Source organism: Polaribacter sp. Q13, from assembly GCF_016858305.2.
GTDB lineage: Bacteria > Bacteroidota > Bacteroidia > Flavobacteriales > Flavobacteriaceae > Polaribacter.
Genome location: NZ_CP074436.1, coordinates 78,206 through 104,909 on the forward strand (window position 1 = coordinate 78,206; position 26,704 = coordinate 104,909).

General features: G+C 28.0%; 24 protein-coding genes. All 24 read left to right on the forward strand.

Annotated features, from left to right (window positions below; translation table 11 throughout):
• Position 1: 1 nt before the first annotated feature.
• The 24 genes from JOP69_RS00380 to JOP69_RS00495 all read left to right on the forward strand — a co-directional run bounded on the left by JOP69_RS00380 (position 2) and on the right by JOP69_RS00495 (position 26,704).
• Positions 2-928, forward strand: coding sequence for a glycosyltransferase family 2 protein (locus JOP69_RS00380; RefSeq protein ID WP_203394532.1), 927 nt, complete (start codon positions 2-4; stop codon positions 926-928).
• The gene (locus tag JOP69_RS00385) at positions 925-1,587 is read left to right on the forward strand and encodes a GNAT family N-acetyltransferase (protein ID WP_203394531.1); all 663 of its coding nucleotides are present in this window, start codon (positions 925-927) and stop codon (positions 1,585-1,587) included. Before JOP69_RS00380 ends, JOP69_RS00385 begins: the two co-directional genes overlap by 4 nt.
• Positions 1,578-2,681, forward strand: coding sequence for a dTDP-4-amino-4,6-dideoxygalactose transaminase (gene rffA / locus JOP69_RS00390; RefSeq protein WP_203394530.1), 1,104 nt, complete (start codon positions 1,578-1,580; stop codon positions 2,679-2,681). Before JOP69_RS00385 ends, rffA begins: the two co-directional genes overlap by 10 nt.
• Positions 2,674-3,966 (forward strand): hypothetical protein, encoded by a 1,293-nt coding sequence (locus tag JOP69_RS00395; RefSeq protein ID WP_203394529.1) that lies wholly within the window; start codon positions 2,674-2,676, stop codon positions 3,964-3,966. The genes rffA and JOP69_RS00395 overlap by 8 nt, the downstream gene beginning before the upstream one ends.
• 210 nt (positions 3,967-4,176) lie before the next feature.
• Positions 4,177-5,025: an ABC transporter permease gene (locus JOP69_RS00400; protein WP_203394528.1), complete on the forward strand. Its 849-nt coding sequence runs from the start codon at positions 4,177-4,179 to the stop codon at positions 5,023-5,025.
• Positions 5,026-5,027: 2 nt separating this feature from the next.
• Positions 5,028-6,323 carry an ABC transporter ATP-binding protein gene (locus JOP69_RS00405; RefSeq protein ID WP_203394527.1) on the forward strand — a complete coding sequence of 432 codons (1,296 nt, stop codon included), beginning with the start codon at positions 5,028-5,030 and terminating at the stop codon, positions 6,321-6,323.
• 3 nt (positions 6,324-6,326) lie between these two features.
• Entirely contained in the window at positions 6,327-7,121 is a 795-nt protein-coding gene (locus tag JOP69_RS00410) for a glycosyltransferase (RefSeq protein WP_203394526.1), read from the forward strand.
• Between the two features lie 7 nt (positions 7,122-7,128).
• Positions 7,129-8,289: a glycosyltransferase family 4 protein gene (locus JOP69_RS00415; RefSeq protein ID WP_203394525.1), complete on the forward strand. Its 1,161-nt coding sequence runs from the start codon at positions 7,129-7,131 to the stop codon at positions 8,287-8,289.
• A gap of 3 nt (positions 8,290-8,292) precedes the next feature.
• Positions 8,293-9,441 carry a glycosyltransferase gene (locus JOP69_RS00420; protein ID WP_203394524.1) on the forward strand — a complete coding sequence of 383 codons (1,149 nt, stop codon included), beginning with the start codon at positions 8,293-8,295 and terminating at the stop codon, positions 9,439-9,441.
• 9 nt (positions 9,442-9,450) lie between these two features.
• Positions 9,451-10,647, forward strand: a complete 1,197-nt coding sequence (locus tag JOP69_RS00425; RefSeq protein ID WP_203394523.1) for a glycosyltransferase — start codon at positions 9,451-9,453, stop codon at positions 10,645-10,647.
• Entirely contained in the window at positions 10,644-11,651 is a 1,008-nt protein-coding gene (locus tag JOP69_RS00430; protein WP_203394522.1) for an N-acetylneuraminate synthase family protein, read from the forward strand. Before JOP69_RS00425 ends, JOP69_RS00430 begins: the two co-directional genes overlap by 4 nt.
• A 1-nt stretch (position 11,652) precedes the next feature.
• On the forward strand, positions 11,653-12,813 hold the full coding sequence (gene neuC, locus JOP69_RS00435) for a UDP-N-acetylglucosamine 2-epimerase (protein WP_203394521.1): 1,161 nt from the start codon (positions 11,653-11,655) through the stop codon (positions 12,811-12,813).
• Positions 12,813-13,511 carry an acylneuraminate cytidylyltransferase family protein gene (locus JOP69_RS00440; RefSeq protein WP_203394520.1) on the forward strand — a complete coding sequence of 233 codons (699 nt, stop codon included), beginning with the start codon at positions 12,813-12,815 and terminating at the stop codon, positions 13,509-13,511. The genes neuC and JOP69_RS00440 overlap by 1 nt, the downstream gene beginning before the upstream one ends.
• 1 nt (position 13,512) lies before the next feature.
• Positions 13,513-15,093, forward strand: coding sequence for a hypothetical protein (locus JOP69_RS00445; protein ID WP_203394519.1), 1,581 nt, complete (start codon positions 13,513-13,515; stop codon positions 15,091-15,093).
• Positions 15,083-16,435 (forward strand): hypothetical protein, encoded by a 1,353-nt coding sequence (locus tag JOP69_RS00450; protein WP_203394518.1) that lies wholly within the window; start codon positions 15,083-15,085, stop codon positions 16,433-16,435. Before JOP69_RS00445 ends, JOP69_RS00450 begins: the two co-directional genes overlap by 11 nt.
• A 3-nt stretch (positions 16,436-16,438) precedes the next feature.
• Positions 16,439-17,590, forward strand: coding sequence for a glycosyltransferase family 4 protein (locus tag JOP69_RS00455; RefSeq protein WP_203394517.1), 1,152 nt, complete (start codon positions 16,439-16,441; stop codon positions 17,588-17,590).
• The gene (locus JOP69_RS00460; RefSeq protein WP_203394516.1) at positions 17,580-18,572 is read left to right on the forward strand and encodes a glycosyltransferase family 2 protein; all 993 of its coding nucleotides are present in this window, start codon (positions 17,580-17,582) and stop codon (positions 18,570-18,572) included. Before JOP69_RS00455 ends, JOP69_RS00460 begins: the two co-directional genes overlap by 11 nt.
• A gap of 2 nt (positions 18,573-18,574) precedes the next feature.
• Complete coding sequence (locus JOP69_RS00465; protein ID WP_203394515.1) at positions 18,575-19,702, forward strand: glycosyltransferase; 1,128 nt, start codon at positions 18,575-18,577, stop codon at positions 19,700-19,702.
• Positions 19,695-20,771, forward strand: coding sequence for a glycosyltransferase (locus tag JOP69_RS00470; RefSeq protein WP_203394514.1), 1,077 nt, complete (start codon positions 19,695-19,697; stop codon positions 20,769-20,771). The genes JOP69_RS00465 and JOP69_RS00470 overlap by 8 nt, the downstream gene beginning before the upstream one ends.
• Positions 20,772-20,850: 79 nt before the next feature.
• Positions 20,851-22,113: an O-antigen ligase family protein gene (locus tag JOP69_RS00475; RefSeq protein WP_203394513.1), complete on the forward strand. Its 1,263-nt coding sequence runs from the start codon at positions 20,851-20,853 to the stop codon at positions 22,111-22,113.
• The gene (locus JOP69_RS00480; protein ID WP_203394512.1) at positions 22,106-23,119 is read left to right on the forward strand and encodes a glycosyltransferase family 4 protein; all 1,014 of its coding nucleotides are present in this window, start codon (positions 22,106-22,108) and stop codon (positions 23,117-23,119) included. The genes JOP69_RS00475 and JOP69_RS00480 overlap by 8 nt, the downstream gene beginning before the upstream one ends.
• The gene (locus JOP69_RS00485) at positions 23,116-24,441 is read left to right on the forward strand and encodes a hypothetical protein (protein ID WP_203394511.1); all 1,326 of its coding nucleotides are present in this window, start codon (positions 23,116-23,118) and stop codon (positions 24,439-24,441) included. Before JOP69_RS00480 ends, JOP69_RS00485 begins: the two co-directional genes overlap by 4 nt.
• Before the next feature lie 2 nt (positions 24,442-24,443).
• The gene (gene wecB, locus JOP69_RS00490) at positions 24,444-25,529 is read left to right on the forward strand and encodes a non-hydrolyzing UDP-N-acetylglucosamine 2-epimerase (protein ID WP_203394510.1); all 1,086 of its coding nucleotides are present in this window, start codon (positions 24,444-24,446) and stop codon (positions 25,527-25,529) included.
• Positions 25,529-26,704: a glycosyltransferase family 4 protein gene (locus JOP69_RS00495; RefSeq protein ID WP_203394509.1), complete on the forward strand. Its 1,176-nt coding sequence runs from the start codon at positions 25,529-25,531 to the stop codon at positions 26,702-26,704. Before wecB ends, JOP69_RS00495 begins: the two co-directional genes overlap by 1 nt.

Here is a 26,704-nt window from a genome sequence, read left to right on the forward strand (position 1 = left end):
AATGATTGAGTTTTCAGTAGTTGTTCCTCTATATAAATGTTCCGAAACTTTAAAAGAACTTTGTTCTAGATTACAAGGTGTTTTTAATAAGTTAGAGAAAAACTATGAAATTATTTTAGTAAATGACGGCAGTCCTGGTAATGACTGGGAAGTAGCAAGTAGTTTGTCTAAAGAAAATAAAAATATAAAATCGATTAACTTAAGTCGTAATTTTGGGCAACATCCAGCTATTTTTTGTGGTTTAGAAAATGCAAAAGGACAATGGGTAATTGTAATGGATGGTGATTTACAAGATGTTCCAGAAGAAATAGAAAAATTATATACTAAAGCTTTAGAAGGCTTTGATATTATTTTGGCGGCAAGAACAGAAAGGGAAGATAAGTTTACTAAAAAATTAAGTTCTTTTCTTTTCTACAAAACACTAAATTATTTCACCGGATCTCAATTATCTCATTCAGTAGGCAATTTCGGACTCTATAAAAAGAATGTAATTCATTCGGTTCTTGGTTTAGGTGATTATATTAAGTTTTTACCAGCGGCTATAAATTGGGTTGGTTATAAATCTGAAGTAGTTGAGGTTAGGCATAGTAAAAGAAAAGAAGGCGTTTCTAGTTATAATTTATACAGCTTGTTAAGTTTAGCCTTTAATAATATTGTTTCTTTTTCTAATAAACCATTAAAAATAGTTATAAAATTTGGGTTTGTTTTAGTCGGTATTTCTTTATTGATGATTTTTTATAATCTTTATTTAAAAATTAGTGGTAAAATAACTGTTGATGGATATTCTTCGATTGTTGTTTCTATGTGGTTTTTATTTGGTTGTATGATATCTATAATTGGTGTTGTTGGGGTTTATTTAGGAAAGGTATTTGATCAAGTAAAAAATAGACCAATCTATATTGTTCAAGAAAAAATAAATATGGAATGATCAAGTTAAATTGGGATTCAGACTTTTTTAAACATGAGGTTTTTAGAATTGATTTTAAAGAAAATAGTGATTTTCAACTTTTAAAAGGGTTGACTTATGTGTTTTCTGAAAATCCGGTAATGGGTTTTTCTGATTCCTTGCAGGATATAAAAATAACTTTTACAAAAGATTTATCTAGTGATGAGTTTATTGATAAAGAAACTTTAAAGGATATTGTAAAATATGATTTTGACTATGTAGATGAAAATTTACTAGATTTAGCACTGCAAAGCGGATCTTATTCTAGGTTTAAGAAAGATGCTAATATTCCTAATTCTAAATTTGAAAAGTTATATGATTTATGGGTGCGAAATTCTGTAAATAAAAAAATAGCAGATGAAATTTTTGTTGTTTTTATTGATGAGACTATTTCAGGTTTTGTAACAGTTAAAAAGAATAAACATATCTGTAAAATAGGGTTAATTGCAGTAAGCCAAAATTTTAGAGGTTTAGGATTAGGAAAAAAATTAATGCAAAGAGTTGATCATTGGGCTTTGGAGAATAAATGTAATTTAGTTGAGGTTGAAACTCAACTAGATAATGAGATTGCAAATAAATTTTATAAATCTTTGGGCTTTTTAGAAAATAAAAGAGAATACATATATCATATATGGAAGTAAAGAAAAACATCCCTTTCAACAAACCTTACCTAACGGGTAATGAAACAAAATATATAGAACAAGCAGTTGCTTCTGGTAAAATTTCAGGAAATGGAATTTTTACACAAAAATGCCAACAATTTTTTGAAGAACGCTATGGTATCAAAAAAACGTTATTGACCACTTCTTGTACAGATGCTTTAGAAATGTGTGCTATTTTGTTGAATATAAAAGAAGGAGATGAGGTTATTATGCCTTCCTATACATTTGTGTCTACAGCCAATGCTTTTGTATTAAGAGGTGCAAAAATTGTGTTCGCAGATTCTAGGTCAGATCAACCAAATATAAATGAAAATAGTTTAGAAGCTTTAATTACACCAAAAACCAAAGCAATTGTAGTGGTGCATTATGCAGGCGTTGCTTGTGATATGGATACCATTATGGCATTAGCTAAAAAATATGGTATTTATGTTGTTGAAGATGCTGCTCAAGCAATTGAATCTTATTATAAAGGAAAAGCATTAGGAAGTATTGGTCATTTGTCGGCATTTTCTTTTCACGAAACAAAAAATGTAATCAGTGGAGAGGGAGGTTTGTTAGGTATTAATGATATACAATTTATAGAAAGAGCAGAAATTATATGGGAAAAAGGAACTAATCGTTCTGCTTTTTTTAGAGGAGAAATAGATAAGTATGGTTGGGTAGATGTAGGGTCTTCTTTTTTACCTTCAGAAATTATAGCTGCATTTTTATGGGCACAATTAGAAAACTTAGAAGACATTCAGAAAAGAAGAAAAGAAATTTGGAATAAATATTTTGAGTTTTTTAATGAGAATGTTAAAGTTTCGTTGCCTTTAGTTCCTGAATATGCAACCAATAATGCACACATGTTTTATGTGCTTTTAGAATCTTTAAAGAAAAGGAACGAATTTATAACCAGTTATAAAAAAAGAGGAATTAATCCTGTTTTTCATTATGTTAGTTTGCATTCTAGCCCTTATTTTAAAGATAAGCACGATGGTAGAAAGCTAGTTAACTGCGATAGATATGCAGATACGTTGGTTAGAATGCCTTTGTTTTATGAATTAGATCAATCTGAAGTTTTTTATGAATAAGAAAAATATTTTATATTTATTTACAAGTTTTAGTATTTTAACTACAGGAGCTTATGCAATCCTAAGGTTGTTTTCAGTTTTTATTTATCCAGGACCTAGAAGGGATGAAGTTTTTTTTATTAAAGCGTTTAATGTTTTTATAGACTCCGGCTTTTCTGAAGCTAATATTTTAGGGAATTCTACTTTCTTTAATTGTATTTCTTTTTTGTTTTATAAACTAGGGCTAGAAAGAATAATGGCAATGAGAATGACTAGTTTGTTCTTTGGTGTATTAAGTGTTTTTTTGCTCTGGTGGTTTGTTAAACAAAATTATAATTATTTGCCTAAATTATATAGAAATGCAATTATAATTACTTCAGTTAATGCAATGGTGTTATTGTCGTTTATTTTTAAAGGTATTAATGATAGTATGCTAACCTTTTTTACATTGTTATTTTTTATATTTTTTTTTAAAATTAAAAAAGATAATAAAAGTATAATTTTATATGCCTCTTTAGGAGGTGTTTTTGCGTTAATGCTATCAACAAGATTGGTAAGTATTTTAATTTTTCCAACATTCATTCTTGTTTTGGCTATTTATTTTTATAAACTGAAGTTGAATTTTAAAAGTTTAATTTTTAAAACCGGATTAATTTTGATCAGTTTTACAGCTGTGTTAATGCTTTTTAATTTTCCATCTATAAAAGAAAAAGGAAAACTTTCATTTATGGAAAAAAAGATAGAACATAAAAACGTATCATGGCCTCAGGTGCAATATTTAACGGCAATTTGGTTAGAACAAGGAAAACTAACGTATGGAAACCATTGTAGTCCAGAAGACGTTATAGATTATGTCTCCAAAAATGGAAGTAACTCATTACCTAACTCAGTGTCTGAAACGATAATGTTTAATATACCAAGAAGTATTAAAACTTCAACTAGAGAAGCTATTTATTTGATAAAACCTTATACAAGAATACTTGGGCTTGTTTTTGTTTTTGGAATGTTATTATTTATCAGAGGTGTTTTTAAGAAAGAAATTACTTTAAGGAAAATTATTAATAATGAAATTGCAATTTTTTTTATTAATTATAATTTAATTATTGTTTTAATTATTTGTTCTTATGTAGAACCTAGGTGGTTTATGCCTGTAATTGTATTAATGCCAGTTTTGTTTTTTTCTTATTTTTATAAGTATGTTAAAAGTAATAGTAAGCTTGAATTTTTGTTTTTTGGAGCACATTTTTTATTCTTAGCTTTAATGAATATGAAGTTTATCGTTAATAATTATAGTTTTATGTTTTAAAATTGATGAATAAATCTGTGCTTTTTTTTATACCAAGGTTTGTTGTAAGAAATAGATAGTAATAATAATAGAATTATTGTTTATAAAAAAAAAGATAGAACATAAGTAGTTGTATAATTTCTTTTTTTAATGAAAAGGAAGAATATTAATAGATATTAAATGTTAAAATCATAAATTAAATTATATTTGTTTATTAAGAAAATTTAATAAATGAACAAAGAAAAGTGGCTTTTAGAAATAACGCCAAAAAACAATTTATTCGATTTAAATTTAAAAGAAGTTTGGGATTATAAAGATTTATTATTTCTTTTTGTAAAAAGAGATGTTATTACATTATATAAACAAACAATTTTAGGGCCTTTATGGTATCTAATTCAACCTTTGTTTACTTCAGTAATTTTTACTTTAGTTTTTAATAATGTAGCCGGAATTCAAACAGGAGGTATTCCTCCATTTCTGTTCAATTTAGCAGGAATAACTACTTGGAATTATTTTAAAGATTGCTTAACCCAAACAGCAGATACTTTTAAGAAAAATGAACAGATTTTTGGAAAAGTATATTTTCCAAGAATTATTATGCCAATGTCTGTAGTTGTTTCCAATTTATTAAAATTTGGTATACAGATATTTATTTTTATACTATTTTATTGTTATTTCTTGTTTACTGGTTATGATATTGAACCAAGCAAATATGTTTTCTTATTTCCTGTATTAGTCTTATTTATGGGGATGTTAGGATTAGGGTTAGGAATGATTATTTCTTCGATGGTCACAAAATATCGTGATCTTACCTTTTTGGTTAGTTTTGGTATTCAGCTATTAATGTATATCTCTCTTGTAGTATTGCCTTTGTCTTTATTTCAAGAAAAAGGTTTTGAATGGGCGGTAAAATACAACCCAATGGCTTATATTATTGAAACAGGTAGATTTATGTTGTTAAATGAAGGTAGTATATCCTTATTTGGAATTGTTTATACTGTTGTGATAACTTTAGTTACATTGTTATTAGGTGTTTTAATTTTTAACAAAACTGAAAAAAGTTTTATCGATACTATTTAATCATGAAATCTAACGAAGTAATTTTAAAAGTAGAAAACCTAAGTAAACAATATCGATTAGGAGTTGTGGGTACTGGTACCATTAGTCATGATTTAAATAGATGGTGGCATAAAATAAGAGGAAAAGAAGATCCTTTTTTAAAAATAGGAGAATCTAATAATAGAGCTACAAAGGCAAAATCTGATTATGTTTGGTCTTTAAAAGATATAAATTTTGAAGTTAAAAAAGGAGATATTTTAGGAATTATAGGAAAAAATGGAGCAGGAAAATCTACGTTACTTAAAATCTTATCTAAAGTAACAGGACCAACAACTGGAGTAATTAAGTCAAATGGAAGAATCGCTTCTTTGTTAGAGGTTGGTACGGGGTTTCATCCAGAAATGACGGGTAAAGAAAATGTTTTTTTAAACGGAGCAATTCTTGGAATGACTAAAAAAGAAATTGCTCTTAAATTAGATGAAATAATTGAATTTTCTGGTTGTGAGCGCTATGTAGATACTCCTGTAAAACGATATTCTAGTGGGATGAAAGTTCGTTTAGCGTTTGCTGTTGCAGCCTTTTTAGAGCCAGATATTTTAATTGTAGATGAGGTTTTAGCTGTTGGTGATGATGAGTTTCAAAAGAAAGCAATTGGTAAGATGCAAGATATTTCTAGCCAAGGAGGAAGAACGGTTTTATTTGTTAGTCATGATATGGCAGCAATAAAAAACCTTTGTACTAGAACTATTTTATTAGAAAATGGAGAAATTTCTTTTGACGGTAGTGTTAAAGATGCTTTAAAGAAATATTTAGCATTAAATAAAGAATCTATTATAAATGAATCTTTAGGTATTTATAATCTAAGAAAACATATCGACAAAAAAGATGAATTCGGAATTTTAGAAGCAAAATTATTTTGTGATGGTAAATTAACAGATACGATATACAGTGGTGCAAAGTTTGAACTTGAAATAACTTATAAGGCAGCCAGAGTTTTTTTAGGAGGCGAATTAGGAATAGGTATTCAGGATAATTTACACAACTCTTTTTTGAGATTAAATAATAAACATCTGGGGAAAAGTATATCTATTAAAGAGGGAGATGGAAAAGGAAGAATTGTTATAGAAGATTTTCCTATTTATATAGATGATACGTTTTCTATTAATCTATACTTTGGAGATTCTAAAGCTTATGAAATTTTGGAAAATGCAATTAACTTTAATGTTAAAACAAGGGATGTTTATGAGTCTAGCAGATTACTTGAGTTAACTCAAAATAAAATTTATCATAAAAAAATTGATATAAATACATTTGATTAATTTATGATTCCTAAAATAATACATTATTGTTGGTTTGGAAATAATGAAAAACCTGGTTTAGTAAAAGATTGTATTGAGTCTTGGAAAACACATTTGCCAGATTATGAAATAAAAGAATGGAATGAAACCAATTCTAAATTAGACTCTAAGTTTGTTAAAAAAGCTTACAAATTAAAAAAATGGGCATTTGTTTCAGATTATGTAAGATTGCAAAAAGTATATGAATATGGTGGTATTTATTTAGATACAGATATGTTACTAGTAAAAAACTTAGATGAACTTTTAAAGAATAAAATGTTTATAGGAATTGAAGATGAATCTACAATTAATGCAGCAATTTTTGGAGCCACTATAAAACATCCATTTGTTTATAAAATTTTAGAAAAGTATAGTAATTTGAAAATTGGAGGTTTTGTTAATTTATTTTCTATTGCCATTCCTAAAATAATAACAGAGATATTTAAAAAAACATATAATTATAATGATCTTTTTTTATCTAAAATAGAAAAAGAGGATATTGTTATTTTTCCTATAGAATATTTTTATGCCTTACCTTCTAATAAGTCATCAGATAAAGTTAATTATAGAAATTACCTAACAAAAAATAGTTATGCTGTACATCTTTGGAATGCGTCTTGGGTAGATTTTAATGAATTTCAGTATATAAGGGCAAGAAAGTATGGTAGAGGTTTTGTTGAATTAGTAAAAAATGTAAATCACGAACAAAATATAAATTATAAATATTTAAGAAAGATATTATCTGCTATAAAAGAATCTGTTTTAAAACCTAAACAATAAATTAATAATGAAAGAAAAAGCAACAATAGGTTTTTTAACCAGTTTAGATCCAAAAGATAAAAGAGCATGGTCTGGCACTCAGTTTAGAATGTTAACAGCTTTGGAAAAAGAATTTGAAGAAGTGGTTGTTTTAGGGCCAATACCAAGACCGCGAATTACTGCAGGAATAATAGCGCGTATCGATAAGTTTACGCAATTAATTTTAAAAAAAAAATACAATAGAGAGCAGAATATTTTAAAGAGTATTTATTACTATACTTTTGTGAAAAAGAAAATAAAAAACGCTAATATAGATCTTATTTTCTCTTCTTCTGCAGGTCCTGAAATTGCTTTTATACAGACAAAAACACCAATTTGTTATTTAGCAGATGCGTCATTTGATCAATTATTGGGATATTATCCAAATTATTCAAAATTTGCTTCGTTTTCTATTAGAGAATCTAGGTTTGTTATGAAAAAGGCAATTAATAACTCTCATAGTTATGTGTTTCCTTCTGAATGGGCAACAGATTTTGCTATTAAAAAATACAATTTAAAAAAAGAAAATGCACACGTAGTAAAATTTGGAGCTAATATGGATTACGTTCCTGATGTAGCTAGAATTTTAAATAAATCCTATGATTCGGAAATTCAGATGCTTTTTTTAGGTAGAGATTGGGAAAGAAAAGGAGGAGATATTGCTTTTGATACCTTAAAAAGACTTGTAGAAAAAGGACTTAATATAAAGCTAACTGTTTGTGGATGTGTTCCTCCTGTTCAGCATGCTAATATGAAGGTCATCCCTTTTTTAAATAAAAATTCAGACAAAGAAATGGCTCAGTTTCATGAGTTACTTTATCAAAGCCATTTGTTATTTGTGCCTACAAGATCTGAGTGTTATGGTATTGTTTTTTGTGAAGCAGCAGCATTTGGAATTCCTGTTATAACCACTGATACAGGAGGAGTAAGTACTATTGTTAAAAATGGCGTTAATGGTTATGCTTTGCCATACAATGCTACCTCATTAGAGTATGCAAATCAAATAGAAAAATTGCTGGCAGACAAAAATAGCATAAAACAGTTGGTTAAAAATTCTTTAGAAAAATTTAAAAAAGAATTAAATTGGAATGTTTGGGGTAAGGAAATGAGAGCAATTATGGCTGAAACCATTAGAAAAAATAAAAAATAGTTTATGAAAATCCTATTTGTATGCCTCCAATATATCCATGCAGCTAGGTGGATCAATCAATTAAAAGATACAGAACATAAAGTTTATGTGTTCGATTGTTTAGATAGACCTATTCATAAAGATTTATTATGGACGAATTATATTACTGGTTGGAGTAAAAGAAAAGTACCTTATTTAAAGGGCGAATTTTTTCTTGAAAAAAAAGTGCCTAGTGTTTTTAATAAAATAGAACCTTATTTAAAAGTTACCGCATCAGAAAAACTAGAAGATTTAATTAAAGAAATAAAACCAGATTTGGTACATTCTTTAGAAATGCAATCGCAAACGTATCCTTTATTAAAAGTTAGAAAAAAACTGAATTTTAAATGGGCTTATTTTTCTTGGGGTAGTGATTTGTATTTATATCAAAACGAGAAAAAACACCAACAAAAGATAAAACAAGTCCTTTTTAATTTGAATTATCTATTTGTTGATAATCAGAGAGATATTTATATAGCAAAAGATTTAGGCTTTAAAAATAAGGTTGCAGGTGTTTTTCCGGGAGGTGGCGGTTATCAATTAGAAAAAATAAATGAAATTGTTGCAGAAACATCCAAAGAAAACTTAATTATTATTAAAGGATATCATCATTGGGCAGGTAGAGCTTTGGTGGTGTTAAAAGCCTTAGAGCTAATAAAAAGTGATTTAATAGATTGTAAAATTTTGGTTTATTCTGCACACGATAATGTTATCAACAAAATTGTAGAAATGAATGCTAATGGATGGAATATAGAATATATCAGTAGAAAAAAAGAAGTAAGTCAAAACGAATTATTAAAGTTATTTGCAAAGGCAAAAATAGCAATTGGTAATAATATTTCAGACGGAATACCAAATACACTTTTAGAAGCGATTATCTTAGGAGCTTTCCCAATCCAATCCAATCCTGGTGGTGCCAGTGAAGATTATATTTCTGATGGTAAAAATGGATTTTTAATTCAGAATCCAGAAGATGCTGTCGAAATTTCTAAATTGATATCTAAAGCTTTAAAAAGTGATGAGTTATTAGAAAAAGCTTTTTTAATGAATCAAGAAATTGCAAAGAAATTAGCATACAAAGAAATTCGAAACCGTGTTTTAGACGCTTATGCTACCATAGAAAATAATATTTAAGATTATAAAATGAGTTCAAAAACAGTATTATTTATTGTAAACAATAGTAAAATAGACTTAAATTCTAGCGGAGGTGCATCTGTATATTTTAGTCATGTAGATTTGTTGCATTCGTTGGGGTATAAAATTATATTATTAGCTACACAATGGAATGATGTAAGTGTTTTTAATACTGATGATTATAATGATGTTAGAGAAAAGTTAGATACTATTATATCTTATTCAGTGGTTAAACAACAACCTAATAAAGGAATAAAGCGTTTAAGTGATGCTATTTTTAATCCGACAAAGTTTGAATATTATTTTATCAATAAAGAAAATAATAACTTTATCGAAAAAACTATTTTAGATTATAAAATCGATTTTATTTGGGCAGAATGGAGATGGAATGCAATTATGGTTGCTGCATTTAATTTAAAAACACCAAGTATTTATAGTCACCATGATTGGGAATATAAGTTGGCGAAATTAAGAACTCCGAATCAGAATTTAAACAAACGTTTTCATACTTTTCAGAAAAAACGAGTTGAAATAAATTTAATAAAAAATGTAGCAGGTGTTGTTTCTGGTTCTTATACAGAAACAAATGAGGTTTTAGAACATCAAAAAAAGGCGCTTTATTTACCAACTACTTATATCAATATAGAATCGGAATTAAAACCCAATAAATCTCCAAGAATTGTACATCTTGGTGGCATGGGAACTACCGCAAATAGAATTGGTTTAGAAAGATTTTTGACTGTATGTTGGGATACAATTAAAACAGCAATACCAACTATAGAACTAGTTATTATAGGGAAGTTAAAAGGAGCATCAGAAAAACTATTGAATTTAATAAATTCTGATAAAGATATTATTTCCTTAGGGTTTGTTAAAGAATTAGACAACGTTCTTTTACCAGGAGACTTTCATATTATTCCATGGGAATTTAATACAGGAACAAGAACAAGAGTCCCTGTCGTTTTTAATCATAAGCAAGTTTTAGTTTCCACAAAAGCGGCGGTAGAATGTTATCCGGAGGTAACCGATAAAAATGCTATTTTATGTGACAATTTAACAGATATGGGTCATAAAATTATAGAATTATATAACGCAAATGATAAGGGGATGAAAATAGCATTGGAAGGAAAACAACTATTTAAAAATCATTTTACAACCGCTTCTCAAAAAGAAAATTTAAGCACATTTTTACAAAAAATCAAATGAAAGAAACATTTATAATTGCAGAAATTGCACAGGCACATGATGGGAGTTTAGGTTTGGCACATTCGTATATAGATGCGGTTGCTAAGACAGGTTGTAATGCTATTAAATTTCAAACACATATTGCAGCTGCAGAAAGTAGTAGTGAAGAACCTTTTCGTGTAAATTTTTCTTATGAGGATAAAACTCGTTATGATTATTGGAAAAGAATGGAATTTACTTTAGAGCAATGGAAAGAGATTAAAGCACATTGTACTAAAGTTGGTTTAGAGTTTATAAGTTCTCCGTTTAGTAATACAGCGGTAGATTTGTTAGAGGAAGTTGGCGTAGAGCGTTATAAAATAGGTTCTGGAGAGGTAAATAATTTCGTTTTGTTAGAAAAGATTATTCAGACAGGGAAACCTATTATTATTTCTTCGGGAATGAGTTCTTATGAAGAGTTGGATAAAACGGTGGCATTTTTAAAAAGTAGAAATGCTAAGTATTCTATTTTACAATGTACAACGGCATACCCAACAGCTCCAAAACAGTTTGGTTTTAATGTACTTAAAGAATTAAAAGATAGGTATGGTGTTTCGGTTGGTTTTTCAGACCATTCATCATCTATAGAAGCAAGTATTGCAGCTGTAGCTCTGGGGGCTGATATTTTAGAGTTTCACGTAGTTTTTAATAAAGAAATGTTTGGGCCAGATGCTAAAGCTTCTTTAAACTTTAAGGAAACAGAACAATTAGTAAAAGCGGTTAGAAATATAAAGGAGGCTTTAAATAATCCAATAGATAAAAACGAAAACTCAAATTTTAATGAGCTGAAACAAATTTTCGAAAAATCTTTAGCTGTTAATAAGAAATTACCGAAAGGACATTTGATAACTTTTTCTGACCTTGAAACCAAAAAACCAAAGGGATTTGGTATTTTAGCAAGTGATTATAAAGAGATAATTGGAAAAGAGTTAAATAAAGATCTTAATCAATGGGATTTTTTAAATTTTAGCGATTTAAAAGAATAATATGTCAAAAAGAAAAATTTGTGTTGTGGTTACGGCAAGACCTTCTTACAGTAGAATTAAAACAGCACTTACGGCTATAAAAAATCATTCTAAGTTAGAATTACAACTAGTTATTGCGGGTTCTGCCTTATTAGGTAGATACGGTAATGCCGTAGATGTGATAGAAAAAGATGGTTTTCATATTAATGAAAAAGTATTTATGGTTTTGGAGGGAGAAAACCCAACAGCTATGGCTAAAACGACTGGTTTAGGCGTTATGGAGCTTGCCAATGTTTTTTATAATTTAAAACCAGATGCAGTAATTACCATTGCAGATCGATTTGAAACTATTGCAACTTCAATTGCGGCTGCTTATCAAAACATCCCTTTAATTCACATACAGGGTGGAGAGGTAACTGGTAATATTGATGAAAAAGTGAGACATGCAAATACAAAGCTAGCAGATATTCATTTGGTAGCTTCAGAAGATGCTAAAAAGCGTGTAATAAAGTTAGGCGAGAATCCTGATTATGTAATAAACACAGGTTGTCCATCTATAGATTTAGCAAAAGAAATTAAAGAAAAGCCTTTGTTAGATTTTAATCCCGTAGAAAAATACGGAGGAGTAGGCACTTCTTTAGAATGGAAAAAAGAAGGATATATTGTTGTAATGCAGCACCCTGTAACTACAGAATATAAAGCAGCAAAAGAAGATGTTTTAAAAACATTGCATGCGGTTGCCGAGTTAGGAATTCCTACTTTTTGGTTTTGGCCAAATGTAGACGCAGGTTCAGACGGAACATCAAGTGGAATTAGACAATTTAGAGAAATAAATAAACCTCAAAATATTCACTTCTTTAAAAATATGGAACCTCATGATTTTTTAAGTTTATTAGTGAACTCTAAATGTTTAATAGGAAATTCTAGTGTAGGTATTAGAGAATGTTCTTATTTAGGTGTGCCAGTTGTTAATCTTGGTAGCCGTCAGAATAGAAGAGAAAGAGGAGACAATGTATTGGATGTAGATTATGATAAAAACATTATAAAAGAGGCGATATTGACCCAAATTAATAATAAAAATATTACATCTTCAACTATTTATGGTGATGGAAATTCGGGTAAAAAAATAGCAGATGTATTGGCAGAAATTCCTTTATTATTTCATAAAACAATTACCTATTAATGAAAATACTAGGATTAATACCCGCAAGAGGAGGATCTAAAGGAGTACCTGGGAAAAATATAAAATTACTTGGCGGAAAACCTTTATTGCAATATACATCAGAAATAGCTTTGGCTTCTAAGTATTTATCTAAAGTAGTTTTAAGTTCTGATGATGATGATATTATTAATGTGGCTAAAGATTTAGGCGTAGAAGTTCCTTTTAAAAGACCTTCTAATTTAGCTGAAGATGCATCGCCAACTTTACCGGTTATAAAGCATGTATTACAGTTTTATAAAGATAAAGGAGAGTATTTTGAGGCCGTTTGTTTATTACAAGTTACAAGTCCTTTTAGAACTCTAGACTTTTTAGATGAAACCATAGAAAAGTTTATAGTTAAAGGTACAGATTCTTTAGTTTCGGTACAAGAAGTTCCGCATGAGTATAATCCGCATTGGACCTTTAAAACAAATGATGAAGGGAATTTGAAAATAGCTACAGGAGAAAAAAATATAATTCCGAGGAGACAAGAATTACCAACAGCATATCATAGAGATGGAAGTGTATATATTACAAAAACCAAGGTTTTAGAAGAACAAAACTCTTTGTACGGAGATAGTGTGGCTTTTATAGTGACCCCAAAAGAAAATTATGTAAATATAGATACTTTAAAAGATTGGAAAAAGGCAGAGAATATGATAAAGAATAAGTCGCTTTAAAATGAAAATAGTAGTTAAAAAAGCAATTAATACGCATGTAACCGTTTCTAATAAAAAGTTTAAATACACTTTTTTTAAACCTAAAAAAGATTTAAAAGGGAGTAGACATTTAAGCTGTAAAACAGATCGTTTTATTATTTTATTAATTTCTTCGGACAATAAAAAAAAGCAATTTAAGAAGTTTATTTCTAATATTATTTTAGGGAAAGGACAAATTTTAAAATCGAATTTATCCAATTTAGACGGAATTTTTCAGGTTTTTGTACATGATAAAAAGGAAAACAAAACACAAGTAGTGTCTGACGCTTTAGGTATTGGTTCTTTTTACTATTTAAAAAAAGATGATAATTCTTTTGTCTTTTTCGAAAACTTTAATAATGCGGAAAAGCTAAATACAACATTAACAATATCGCCTTTAGGCTTATTTTCTCAGCTTACTTTTGGTTATAGAGTAAATCCGTATCCAGAATTATATAAAGAGGTTAAAAAAGTAAAAGCATCAATAAAATATACCATACATAATAATGAAATAATAGAAAATAAGTTTCATTTTTTAGAAAGTAAACCCAATTTAAAAAAAGCGATTAAAGCTTTTACAAAAGAGTCTAATAAGTTCAAAAATGTTACGGTTGGTATTACTGCTGGTAGAGATTGCCTAACAATTTTGAGTACCTTAAAGAAAGAAAAAAATATTGAGCTTTGTAACTTCGGGCATAAAAACTCTGCTGATGTTAAACAAGGTAAAATAATAAGTGAAGAGTTAGGGATTTCGTTTAAAAACTTTAAGAATGTAGATAATTCTAATTTTTTAAAATTGGCTCATAATATTTCTAATATTTCTGGAGGTTTGTGCACTTTGTCTTATGTAGATATGGCTAATTTTGCCTCTAAAATAGCAAGTGAAAGTAATTATCTAATGGGAGAAGCAGGTGCTTGTGTCCGTCTTCTATTAGATCATAATTTGTCGGATAAAGAACAGTTTGATGAATATTTAACGCCAGCTATTTTTGTAAATAAGGTTATAAATACAAATTATAAAGAGTTGTTTTTATCAGAAAGAAATCAACTTTTAGACTTGTTAGAAACTACCTATTATTCAGATAAGAGTAATCCTATTTCTATTAGTTTCTATAGAAATGCAAGAATGCCTGGTAATTTTGGAAATAGACATAAAGCACTTACCGCATTTTCAGATAAAACATCGCCTTTTTTAGCGTATGATTTTATGAAACATAGTTATGACTTAGAAAAAAGTAATTTTTCTGATGATAATTTACATCATCAAATTATTATGAATTCGAATGCAGAATTAGAGAAGTATTTTAAAAATCCATTGAAAAAAACAGCAAATTCTGTTCAAGAATGGAATACTAGATTTAGTGAGTACGTTGGTGCTATTTACATTGAAACTATTGAAGAAAATTTTGAGTATTTAAAAGAATTTTTTGATAAGGAACAACTAATAGATTTATGTAAAGAGCAAATAGAAAAACCAGGAAGAGGAATCTATTTTTTACACAGAGTGATATCGTTATTATTATTTTTAAGAAACTTTAATGATAAAACTGCCGATGTCAATTAGAAAAAAGAAATTATTAATTGTTTTTGTCAATAAGTCGAATTATGACAACTACGAAAATTCTGGCACTTTAAAATTATTAGAGGAGCAGTACGATCTGAAAATTTGGTATGATGGAGAAACCAATTACGCATCAATTCAATTACCCTATTTAGATTTTAATGGAAAAATAGAATATTTAAAATATTTAAAAGAAAAGGCGAGTTTAAAGTATTTTGATAGTATTAAGAAACAAAATACACATACTTTTTATAGAAGATTTAAACGAGTAAAAGGGTTTAAAAATATTTTAAAATTTAAAAGTATTATTTTCTTTTCAAATTTTTTTAAGTCTACTAAAGGGATTTTATTTTTAGAAAAAAGGCTGAATAGTCTTGTAGAAAAAACAAACTTTTTTAAAAAATCTACGGATGTATTAAAAGAAGAAAATCCCGATCTATTATTAATTACACATCAATCTACTAGTGTAACTCTAGGTGTTTCTTTAGCCGCAAAAAAGGCTAATCTACCTATTTTAACATCTATTCATTCTTGGGATAATATTGTAAAAGGAAATAAGCTAGTAGATGCAGATTATTATGTTGTTTGGAGTGATTACATGAAAAATGAATTGGTAGACTACTATCCGAATGTAAAAAAAGAGATTGTTTTTACAACGGGTACTCCTCAATTTCATGATTATAATTCGAATCAAAAATTAATAAATAGAGAAGCCTTTTTTAGTGGATTTAAAATACCAAAGGCAATATTTTACATTTGTTTTTCAGCAAATTTTGAAGCGATTGGTCAAGATGAACCTCAATATTTAGAAGATTTAATTTTAGAAGTGACAGAATACAATACTTCAAGTAAGGAAAATATTCATATTATTTTTAGGCCACATCCAACGGAAGGATCTAATAGATTTGATAATTTATTAAGTGAGAATAGCGATAATGTTACAAAGGTTATACACACAAAAAATACAGAATTTAATGCTTCTCAAGTATTATTTTCTACTATTTATTATACAGATGCTATGATAAATGTTGGTTCTACCATGGGTTTAGATGCAACATTATTAAATAAACCCGCTTTTTATTTAGATTATACGGTTAAAAATAGTTCTCCATTATTTTCTATTGATGAAATTTATAAGTTAGTGCATTTTAAAAGTTTAAAAGAATTTGATAATGCTATTTATCACATTAAAAGTAAAAGTGAGTTTGCCGAAATTTTTAAGATTGTAGCAGAAGATAAAAATGTAGTAATTGTAAAACAAAAAAAATGGGCAAAAACAATTGTGAAGCATCCAACAGAAGGTTTTGCAGTGAATTATATGAATGTATTAAGTAAAGTAATTTAAAATATGCACATAGGTTTTTTACTTCCAGAATATCCGCATAAAAATATAACAACTGCTTGCGCAGGAATTGGTACGTCATCTAAAAATATTATTCTTGGTATTTTAAAAGAGAACCATAAAGTTTCTGTGTTTATTTACGGTCAAGATTGTACGGAAGTTATTAAAGAAGGACCGTTAACGATTCATAAAATCAAAAGAAATCAATTTAAATATTTCGGATTTTATTTATATAGAAAACAACTGAATGCATACATCAATAAAATCGTATCAGAAGACAAAATAGACATACTAGAAGCGGTAGATTGGACAGGTATTACAGCTTTTATGAAGTTTAATGTTCCGCATATCTTAAGATTACATGGTACAGATGCTTTTTTCTGTAACCTTGATAAAAGGCCACAAAGTAAGAAAAATTACTTTTTTGAAAAAGTAGCTTATAAAAATGCTACAGCTGTTATTGGCGTTTCTAATTTTGTTTTAGAACTTTCTAATGAAATATTTAAAGTTGAAAAAAAAGGAACTGTTATTCCTAATGGATTATTTTTTGAAACGATACCAACACATAATGATGTTATTGTAGAAGATGATACTATTTTGTATTTCGGTTCTATTATACGTAAAAAAGGGATTTTAGAATTAGCAACTATTTTTAATAAAGTTATTTTAGAAAGACCAAGTGTAAAACTATCTTTTTTAGGAATTGATGTACCAGATGTACAAACGAAAACTTCTACATTAGGTTTGTTTAAAGATTTATTATCCGCGGAAGCTTTAAGGAATTTTGAATATTTAGGAGTGGTTCCCTATAACGAATTAACAAAAGTAATTGCTAAAACTCAAATTTGTGTATTTCCCTCTTTGGCAGAGTCCTTTGGTATGGTTACTATTGAAGCCATGTATTTAAAAAAGGCAATTGTAAATACAAATTATCCTTGGGCTAAAGAAATTATTAAAAATGAAGAAACGGGACTTTTAGAAGATCCAAAGAATCATGAAGGTTTTGCTAGAAAAATAATGAAACTTTTAGATGATAAAAATTTGTGTAAAAAGATAGGCGAAAAAGCAAATAAAGAAGTTGTCGATAATTTCTCAATAAAAGGAATTACAGAAAAAAATATGGCTTTTTATAAAAAATTGATAGCGGATGAAGTTTAGTTTAATTATTTGCACATACATGCGTCCAGTAGCAATTTTAAAGTTGCTAAAATCTGTAGAGAAACAAGAATTATATCCAGATGAAATTTTAATTATTGACGGGTCAACAAATGATAATACAACTATTGTTTTAGAACAAAATATGTTTAAAAATCTTGCCTATTTTAAAGTTGATGCTGATGATAGAGGTTTAACAAAACAACGTAACTTTGGTATTGATAAAGTATCTGAAGATATAGATGTTGTTTGTTTTTTAGATGATGATATCATTTTAGAAAAACCCTATTTTAAGAATTTAATAAATACATATAAAGAGTATCCAGACGCTGGTGGAGTTGGTGGTTATATTTTGAATGAAGTAAACTGGAGAGTTTTAAATAAGGATGAAAAACCGATTTATGATGAATTTGAAATTGATGGTTATGTTAGGAGTTTAGGAAGTAGGAACGTTTTACGTAAGCGATTAGGCTTATTGTCTGACCAACCACCTTGTATAATGCCAGAGTTTTCAAATGGGTTTTCGGTTGGGAGCTTGCCTCCAAATAATAAAACCTATAAAGCAGAGTATTTTATGGGAGGAGTATCATCTTTTAAAAAGAAAGTGGTAGACACTATAAAGTTTTCAGAATATTTTGAGGGGTATGGTTTGTATGAAGATTTAGAATATTGTTTACGAGTTTCTAAATCTTATCAATTATACGTAAATACTTCTGCAACTTTATATCATTATCATGAGGATGGCGGAAGACCTAACAAGTATGCTTACGGAAAAATGGTGGTTAGAAATGGTTGGTATGTTTGGCGTACAAAATTTAAGAAACCATCTTTTATTGCAAGAGTAAAATGGAATGCGATTGTTTTATTATTAATGACAATTCGTTTTTCTAATTGCATAAGAGGAAATAAGAAAAAGGAAGCACTTACAGAAGCATTAGGAAGAAAAATGGGATGGATTAGTTTAATCTTTAATAAACCTTTTTAAACATGAAGTTTGCAATAATATCTCATACTTTACATAAAAGTAAAGATCAAAAATTATATGCTTACGAACCTTATGTTCGTGAAATGAATCTTTGGTTGCAAAATGTTTCTGAAACAAGAATTGTCGCTCCAATTTCTAAAGAACAAATTTCGGCGATAGAAGTCGCTTACAATACTAACAGTGTTATTTTAAAAGAAATACCCGCTTTTAATGTATTGTCATTAAAAACTAAAATTCTTTCTATATTTAAAATTCCATTTATTATAATTCAAATTATAAAGGCTTGTTTTTGGGCAGATCATATTCATTTACGTTGCCCTGGTAATGTAGGACTATTAGGGTGTTTTGTACAAATTTTATTTCCATCTAAAGCTAAAACGGTGAAGTATGCTGGTAATTGGGACCCTAAAAGTAAACAACCAGTAAGTTATAGATTGCAAAAATGGATTCTTTCTAATACTTTTATAACTAAAAATTGTAAAGTTTTAGTGTATGGAGAATGGAAGAACCAATCAAAAAACATAGTTCCTTTTTTTACAGCATCTTATGTTGATAATGAAATTATAGAAGTTCCCCAAAAAGATTTTTCTTCTAAAATTAATTTTATCTTTGTTGGCTCCTTTACAAAAGGGAAGCAACCGATGTTAAGCGTTAAAGTTGTAGAGAAACTTTTAGCAAATAATATAAACGTAGCGTTAGATATGTATGGTAATGGTTTAGAGTTTAAGAATGTTCAAAGTTATATTGAGCAAAATAATCTTGAAGGAAGTATTACTTTACATGGAAATCGGACTAAAGAAATTGTTAAAGAAGCCTTTCAAAAAGCACATTTTTTAATTTTTATATCTAAATCAGAAGGATGGCCAAAAGTAGTTGCCGAAGCTATGTTTTGGAGTTGTTTACCTATTTCGTCGAAAGTTTCTTGTGTAGAAAACATGTTGGGTTTTGGAGCTAGAGGTACAGTCGTTAAAAGTAATGTTAAAGAAAATGATATTGTAAGTATTATTGAAAATTATATAAAACAAAAAGATTTGTATCAGAAACAAGTTTTAGATGCCAAAAATTGGTCTCAACAATATACTTTAGAAAAATTTTCATCAGAGATTAAAAAATTACTTTTACATGAATAATTTAGGAGTAATACAGGTAATAGATTCTTTAGATGCTGGTGGGGCAGAAGTATTGGCTGTTAATATCGCAAATGGCTTGAGTGCAGAAGGAATTAATTCACATTTATGTGCTACTCGAAAGGAAGGGATTTTAAAAAGTAACTTAAATAAAAATATTGGTTTCTTATTTTTAGAAAAGAAAAATAGTATTGATTTCTCTGCAATTTTCAGGTTTAAGAATTATTTAAAGAGAAATAAGATTGGTATTATTCACGCTCATACTACATCCTACTTTTTTGCCTTTTGTGTGAAATTGGTGTATCCTAAAGTAAAAATAATATGGCATAATCACACCGGAAACTATATAAAGTTAAAAGGATTTAAATTTTTGGTGATTAAATTTACAAGTATTTTTTTTAAAGGAATTATTAATGTGAATGAAGAATTAAATACTTGGGCACTTAAAAAGTTAAAACATAAAAACGCAATAAAATTAGATAATTTTCCGCAATTCATTAATAAAAATAATACAACAAAATTATTTGGAGAAGAAAATAAAAGAATTGTAATTTTAGCTTCTTTAAGAGAGGTTAAGGATCATTTAAATATTTTAAAAGCATTTAATAGTCTACATATTAAATATCCAGATTGGACTTTACATTTTATTGGTAAAGATTTTAATGATGAATATTCTAATAGCTTAAAACTATTTGTTTTAGAAAATAATTTAGAGAAATCTGTCTATTTATATGGAGTTTGCTTAGATATATCGAATATTCTAAATCAAGCTACCATAGCTGTTTTGTCTTCGAAGTCGGAAGGACTTCCCGTTTCTTTATTAGAATATGGATTGGCTAAATTACCCGTTGTAGTAACTAATGTAGGTGAATGTGGTAAAGTTATTGAAAATGATAAATCTGGAATTGTTGTAGATAAAGAAAATAGTTTCGAATTGGCAAATGCGCTAGAAGAGTATATTAATTCAGAAGAAAAGAGAAATACTTTTGCAGCATTACATTATAAAAATGTAGCAGAAAATTATTCTCAAAAAAGCTTTATAAATCAATTAATAAAAATATATACTTCATAATTTGGTTCAGAAAATATTAAATAATAAATTAAAATTTATATGTATTCATATTCTTATAGGGTATTTAGGAACGTTTCCTATGTTTCCGAAAATTTATGGATTATTATGTCTTATTGTTCCTTTGGTAGTTATTGTTTATTCTAATAATAAAAATGAAGAAGCCTTTTTGTTTGCTTCTTATTTGGCAGGAGGAGAAATATTTTTAAGGATGATTCAGGGAACTCTTCTTTACGAAATTGGAAAATATGGTGTAATGCTATTTTTAGTCTTAGGTATTATTTTTGGACCTTTTAAACAGCGGTTTTCTGTACATTATCTGTTTTATATTTTACTTTTATTATTGGGTATTGTTTTTACTCAAGTGCCAGAAGGAGAGTCTTTACGTACAAATATTGTGTTTAATTTAAGTGGTCCGATTGTATTAGGTGTCTGTGCTTTGTACTTTTATTATAGACCCATAAGTAAACAAGACTTAATGGATGCATTATTTTTTATGCTGTTACCATTGTTTTCAATGATTACCTATATGTATTTTAGAACACCAGATTTAAAAGAAATTCTTTTTGGAGGAGCAGCATTAGCTCAAACTTCTGGAGGGTTTGGACCTAATCAAGTTGCTACAGCTGTTGGTCTTGGAATACTTATTATAGCTATTTTTTTATTATTGAAAGAGAAATTAACGGGCTATGTTTATTTAGATGCATTCTTTTTAATATATTTTATATACAGAGGCCTATTAACTTTTTCTAGAGGAGGTATTTTTACAGCCGCAATTTCTTTAGTCTTTTTTGCATTTTTTTATATTATATATACAAAAATGAGTTTGCAGATCATTTTTAAATACGTGCTTATATTTGGATTATTTCTGGTTGCTATTTGGGTTTACACCTCTAATATAACAGGCGGAATGTTAGATAATAGGTACACAGGTAAAAATGCGGCAGGAATACAAAAGAAAGATATTACTACTGGTAGAGTAGATATATTAGCATATCAGTTTACTAATTTTTTTGAACATCCTTTGGGTATTGGAGTTGGTAATGGTAAGTATGAAAGAATGAAATCACAAAAAAGAATGACAGCAGCTTCTCATAATGAGGTAGGAAGATTAGTTGAAGAGCATGGAATTATTGGATTTGTTTTGTTATTATTATTATTAATTGTACCTCTCTTTAATTTTTTTAAAGGCAATAACTTTCAAAAAGCATTTATCATAGCGTTTTATCTGATGTGGTTTTTAACGATTAATCATTCAGCAATGAGAGTTGCTTTGCCAGGTTTTATTTATGCTCTAAGTTTAATCAGAATTACGGATATAGAAAATGATTTAATCGATGAATGATAAGAGAATTCTATACATAGGTAATAATTTATCAAAAAAAACAAAGTATCAGACAACAATGACTTTGCTTTCGTCTTTATTAGAACAGGAAGGTTTTTTCGTAGTAAAATCATCATCTAAAACAAATAAACTAATAAGATTAATAGATATGTGTGTTGCTGTCTTTAAAAATAGAGATGAAACGGCTTACATTTTTATAGACACATATAGTACAACCAATTTTTACTATGCCTTAATTACATCACAGTTGGCACGTATGTTTAATATAAAATATATACCAATCTTGCATGGCGGAAATTTACCTAAAAGATTAAGTTCAAGTCCTAAATTATCAGCATTAATATTCCAAAATTCATATAAAAATGTAGCGCCTTCTAATTATTTAAAAGTAGCATTTGATAATAAAAATTTTAAAACTGAGTTTATTTCTAATATAATTTCTTTAAAAGATTATAAATATATTGATAGAATTAAAATTCAGCCTAAATTATTATGGGTAAGATCATTTAAACATCTTTACAATCCTACATTAGCAATTAAAGTTCTTTTAGAATTAAAAAAAGAATATCCAAATGCAGTTTTATGTATGATTGGACCTTTTTTAGATGATTCTCATCAGAAAACATTAGAATTAATAAAAGAGTATAATTTAGAAAGTTCTGTTGAACTTACAGGAGTTTTAACTAAAGAAGATTGGCATAAGAAATCTAAAGATTACGACATATTTATAAATACCACTAATTTTGATAATACGCCGATAAGTGTTATAGAAGCTATGGCATTAGGTTTAACCATTGTTAGTACCAATGTTGGTGGCATGCCTTATTTAATTGATGATAAAGTTGATGGTTTATTAGTTGAAAAAGAAGATACTCTTCAAATGACCAATGCTATTATGGATGTAGTTAAAGGTAAATATCCTACATTATCTAAAAGAGCAAGAGAAAAAGCAGAAACTTTTGACTGGGAGGTTATAAAATATAAATGGTTTAAAATATTAAAATGATTTATAATAAATTAATTGAAAACATTTTTTTACCTATCGGAGATTTCATTAATAAATCATCATATCTAAAGCAATTAAAATATTGGAGAAAGTTAGATTCATTCTCTGAAACTGAATTAGAAAATCTTCAGAAAAATAATTTAAAAACTATTTTAGAGCATGCTGTAAAAAATGTAGCTAAATATAAAACTATTGAGTTAGAAGGCAGTAATCCTTATTTATGGTTAAATAACTTTCCTATTATAACAAAGAATGATATTAGAAATGATTCTGAAAATTTACTTTCAAAGGAAGTAGATAAAGCTACTTTAATATCTTATTCAAGTAGTGGTTCTTCGGGGGTTCAAAGTACTGTTTATATGAATAAGGAAGAGCAGTCAAATATTAGAGCTATTTTATCACATTGGTGGGAGTGGAGCGGTTATAAAATTGGTAATCGATTAGTACAAACAGGGATGTCTCCTGAAAGAGGTTTTTTAAAATCGATAAAAGATGGTTTGTTTAAAACAAAATACATCACAGCTTTTTCATTAACAGAAGAACAGTTAGCATCCCTTTTTAAAGAAATAAATAATACAAATAATTATTATTTAGCTGGTTATGCATCATCTTTAAATATTATTGCAGAATATGCTTTAAAACATAATTCTAATGTACATTTTAAGTCTGTAATTAGTTTAGGCGATAAAATGTTTAGTCATTATAAAAAAAATATAGAAAAAGCTTTTGCTACAAAAGTATATGATACGTATGGTTGTAATGAAGGTTTTTTAATAGCTAGTGAAAAAGATTTAGAATATAAATACATCATGTCTCCTCATGTGTATTTAGAAATTTTAGATGATGATCATAATCCTGTTCCAGATGGAGAAATAGGTAATGTTGTTGTAACAAGATTAGATGCTTTTTCAATGCCATTAATAAGATATAAAATAGGTGATTTAGCAATTAAGTTACCAAAAGAAAAATATCCAGAAAAAAGATTGTATAATTATCCTTTATTAGAAAAAATAGTAGGTAGAGAAACAGATGTTGTTGTTTTGTTAGATGATAGAAAATTGACAGTGCATTCATTTACTGGTATTTTTGAATATTTTACAGAAATTAAACAATTTCAAGTTATACAAGAAAAAAAAGGAAGAATTATCATTAAATATATAAAATCAGAAAGCTTTCATATTGATGTTTTAGAAAGAGCAACATCAGAAATGCAAAAACATATTCGAGATGCTAATTTTATAATTGAGTATAAAGAAGTCGATTTTATAGCTCCTTCAAAATCAGGGAAACCTCAAATAGTAGAAAGTACTTTAAAAAAATAAATATGAAATTAACAATTATAGCAGGAGCAAGACCAAATTTCATGAAGATTGCGCCTATTATTCATCAAATTATTAAAAGAAAAGAGGAAGGTGTTTCTATAGATTATAGATTAGTGCATACTGGTCAACATTATGATGAAAAGTTAAGTACTATTTTTTTTAAAGAACTAAATATTCCTGCACCAAATGTTAATTTAGAAATTGGTTCTGGTACACAAGCAGAGCAAACGGCGGGTATAATGGTGGCTTTCGAAAAAGAATTATTAGCAAACCCTACAGATGTAGTTTTGGTTGTTGGAGATGTTACTTCTACCATGGCTTGTGCTATAGTTGCTAAAAAACTAATAACAAAAGTGGTACATGTAGAAGGTGGAATTCGTTCTTTTGATTTATCTATGCCAGAAGAAATTAATAGAATGGTTACCGATGCAATTACTGATTACTTTTATGTTACTTCTGAAGTAGCTATAGAAAATTTAAAAAATATAGGTATTACAGAGGATAGAATTGTGTATGTAGGTAATACAATGATAGATACTTTAATCTCTAATTTAGATAAATTAAAAAAACCACCTGTTTTTGATGAATTAAATTTAAGCGATAAAAATTATATGGTTTTAACCATGCATCGACCAGCAAATGTAGATGAAGAGTTTAAATTAAAAGCTTTTTTAGAAGCAATTATAGAAAACTCTAATAATATTCCCATTATATTTCCGACACATCCAAGAACAAAATCCATATTAAATAAATTAGATATAGATCTAAAAAATTTACATTTAATTGATCCGTTAGGTTATTTAGAATTCAATTATTTGGTAAAAAACGCTAAGTGTGTAATTACAGATTCTGGAGGAATTACAGAAGAAACAACCTATTTAAAAATACCTTGTTTAACATTAAGAGATAATACAGAAAGACCTGAAACGATAATAATTGGTACCAATGAATTGGTAGGTACAAATCCTAGTGCAATTAAAAGAGCATTAGAAAGAGTTTTTGCAAATGATTGGAAAAAAGGAGGAATCCCTAAATTTTGGGATGGTAAAACTTCAGAAAGAATTATCAATCATATTATTACAATTTAATGGGGAAAAGTATTGTAATTATTTCAAATTATTATCCACCAGAAATGGGGGCAGCTGCTAATAGAATTAAAAATTTAGCAGAAGGATTGACAGAAAAAGGGAATGATGTTACTATTATTTGTCCTTTGCCTAACTATCCTATTGGGAAAATATTTGAAAAATATAAAAATAAATTTACAGTAAATGAATCTATCGAAGGCATAAAAGTAAAAAGGTTTTGGATATATCCATCTAAATCAGAAAAAGCAATTGTTAGATTGTTTAGTATGTTATCTTTTGCATGGTCTTTTTGGTTTTCTATTTTTAGTTTTATAAGAAAAAAACCAGATTTATTTATCATTCAATCTCCACCTTTATTAGTGGCGCTCTCTGGTTTGCTTTTTAGTAAATTATTAGGATGTAAAAATGTTTTAAATGTTTCGGATATTTGGCCTTTATCAGCCTTAGAATTAGGAGTGATAAAAAAAAGTTTCTTCTATAGTTTTTTAGAAAAAATAGAAAAAGTAAATTATAAATTGGCAGATAAAATAATAGGACAATCTGAAGAAATAATAACGCATATAAAAGCAGTTGTAGACAAAGATTTTTTGGTTTATAGAAATGTTCCTAATATTAAAAAGTATTCCGTGAAGGAGAAAAGTGAGGGTAATTTAAAAATTGTTTATGCGGGTCTGTTAGGATATGCACAAGGCATTTTAAATATTTGTAATGAAATTAATTTTAAAGAAATTGGTGCAGAATTACACATATATGGTGCAGGAATGGAAGAAGAAAAAATTATAGAGTTTGCAGCAAACCCAAATAACAATGTTTTTTTCTATGGTGTAAGAACAGCTAAGGAAATTAAAGAAGAAATTAGAAAATACGATATTGGTTTTGTTCCTTTAAAAAATAAAATATATGGAGCTGTACCTTCCAAAATATTCGAATTAATGCAATTGGGAGTACCTATTCTATATGTGGGTTCTGGAGAAGCAGAAGAAATTTTAGGAAGTTACAAGTCGGGTTTGTATTCTGAACCAGGTGATTTAAAAAGCTTAATTAAAAATATTTCTATTTTTAAAGAAATGAATAATACGGATTATAGTGTATGTTCAAATAATAATAAAAGTGCTCATTTAAATGAGTTTAACTTAGAAAAACAAATGGATAAACTTCAAGATTTTATAAATTAA